Origin of the sequence: Dolichospermum sp. LEGE 00246, from assembly GCF_015207865.1 — a bacterium.
GTDB classification, from domain to species: domain Bacteria; phylum Cyanobacteriota; class Cyanobacteriia; order Cyanobacteriales; family Nostocaceae; genus Dolichospermum; species Dolichospermum heterosporum.
The window spans coordinates 1-1,681 of record NZ_JADEWA010000708.1 but is presented as its reverse complement, the minus strand read 5'-3'; the positions used below and the strand labels follow the sequence as shown (position 1 = coordinate 1,681).

General features: G+C 39.6%; 1 protein-coding gene. It reads left to right on the top strand.

Annotation, left to right across the window (positions count from 1 at the left end; translation table 11 throughout):
• Positions 1-26 precede the first annotated feature (26 nt).
• Positions 27-1,681: asparagine synthase (glutamine-hydrolyzing) (asnB, locus tag IQ228_RS25810; protein ID WP_228044090.1), on the top strand; the 1,655-nt coding region annotated here is incomplete at its 3' end.

Here is a 1,681-nt window from a genome sequence, read left to right as displayed (position 1 = left end):
CATAGTATATATATAGAATAAAAAATATGTGCGGAATTGCGGGTATTATCAAACTAAATACCAACTATGGTAATTTAGAAGCAAAAATCGAAAAGATGCAAACTGCACTAAAACATCGTGGTCCTGATGATGCAGGCATTTATATTTCAACTGACAAACAAGCAGCTTTAGCTCATACTCGACTTTCTATTCTTGATCTCAGTTCCGCTGGACATCAACCCATGTCTACCAGTGACGGACGATATTCAATTACTTTTAACGGAGAAATTTACAACTTTCAAGAACTACGAGAAAATCTTATTTCCCAAGGTGAAAAATTTCATTCTCAAACAGATACAGAAGTAATTCTCAAACTCTATCAAAGAATCGGTTCCGATTGTGTCCAGCATTTACGAGGAATGTTTGCTTTTGCGATTTGGGATGATTTAGAAAAAACTTGTTTTTTATGTCGTGACCATTTAGGAATTAAACCACTTTATTATTACCAATTAGGTACAACTTTGGTATTTGCTTCCGAACTCAGAGCAGTTTTAGCATCTGGTTTACCTGCAATTAATATGAGTGTGGAAGGTTTATATGGTTATTTAACAACCGGTTCAGTTCCCGAACCATACACCCTAATCGCTGACATTCATTGTTTACCCGCTGGTAATTGGCTATATTGGCAGAATGGAAATACTACCAAAAAACAATATTGGCAAATAAATTTTACTCCAGAAGCAATTTCTCCTCCAGAAGCGGAAGAAATAGTTCGTAAAGCTTTATTAGATTCCATTCAACATCATTTTATTAGTGATGTACCTGTGGGAATTTTCCTCAGTGGTGGTATTGACTCCACAACCATTCTCGCTTTAGCAACCCAAACCCAACAATCGCAATTATCTACCTACTCCATAACTTTTGCTGAATCGGAATTCAATGAAGGAGAATTAGCTCAAAAAATCGCTAATCATTTCGGTGCAAAACACACAGAATATCAAGTTACATCATCCTTTGCTAAGAGCATATTACCCGATTTCCTCGCAGCGATTGATCAACCGAGTATTGATGGCTTTAATACATTTTGTGTTTCTAAAGTTGCCCATGACAATGGCATGAAAGTAGTATTATCAGGTTTAGGAGGAGATGAAATATTTGGTGGATATCAGTCTTTTCAAAAAGTTCCCCAAATGGTAGAATGGGGTAAAAAACTAAATACATTACCTTTCTTGCGTACAGGTTTGGGTCTAGGATTGGAACGTTGGGGAACTTCACCAAAAATAAAACGATTGGGTAACTTTTTAAAACAACCCCCTACTTTTGCTTCTGCTTATAATACTTTTCGCGGTATTTTTTCTCATCAAGAAGCTTGTATCATTATTAATCAATTATCAATAAGCATCCCAATATTACCCCCCTTAGTCCCCCCTTATCAAGGGGGGAAACCGGAATCTAGTTCCCTCCCCTCAGTCCCTTTCCAGGAAGGGAAAGCGGAAAGCATCCCGGTATTACCCCCCTTAGTCCCCCCTTATCAAGGGGGGAAACCGGAGTCTAGTTCCCTCCCCTCAGTCCCTTTCCAGGAAGGGAAAGCGGAAAGCATCCCGGTATTACCCCCCTTAGTCCCCCCTTATCAAGGGGGGAAACCGGAGTCTAGTCCCCTCCCCTCAGTCCCTTTCCAGGAAGGGAAACCGGAATCTAGTCC